The sequence below is a fragment of the Pseudoalteromonas sp. SR45-4 genome (assembly GCF_014163535.1).
Taxonomy (GTDB): domain Bacteria; phylum Pseudomonadota; class Gammaproteobacteria; order Enterobacterales; family Alteromonadaceae; genus Pseudoalteromonas; species Pseudoalteromonas nigrifaciens.
This window is the reverse complement of record NZ_JACJDO010000119.1, coordinates 1-395: the sequence shown is the minus strand read 5'-3', so window position 1 is coordinate 395 and position 395 is coordinate 1. Positions and strand designations below refer to the sequence as shown.

The window sequence follows — 395 nt, the reverse complement described above, 5'->3', positions numbered from 1 at the left end:
TCCAGTACTATTTATTTTAATAGTAGCGTTTTAATTTATATGTGGGTGATTAGCTCAGTTGGGAGAGCATCGCCCTTACAAGGCGAGGGTCACTGGTTCAAGTCCAGTATCACCCACCACATATAAAACCTATTATTATATAATAGTCGCGTTTTAAAATTTTAATATGAGTCGTTAGCTCAGTTACAAAAAGAGAGCATCACCGCTACTTACAAGTAATGGCGAAGTTTACTGGTTAAAGTCCAGTACTATCTGTATAGGTAGTAGCATGTAATATGGGTCGTTAGCTCAGTTGGGAGAGCATCGCCCTTACAAGGCGAGGGTCACTGGTTCAAGTCCAGTACGACCCACCATTTTTAAAATGGTGTATATTACAAAAATCTAAATGGGTAATT

Annotated in this window: 2 tRNA genes; both read left to right on the top strand. The window is 38.7% G+C overall.

Annotated features, from left to right (window positions below):
* Positions 1 to 43 precede the first annotated feature (43 nt).
* A tRNA-Val gene (locus tag H5058_RS18250) sits at positions 44 to 119 on the top strand.
* A 158-nt stretch (positions 120 to 277) separates the two neighbouring features.
* Positions 278 to 353 (top strand) — tRNA-Val (locus H5058_RS18245).
* The last annotated feature ends 42 nt before the right edge of the window (positions 354 to 395 follow it).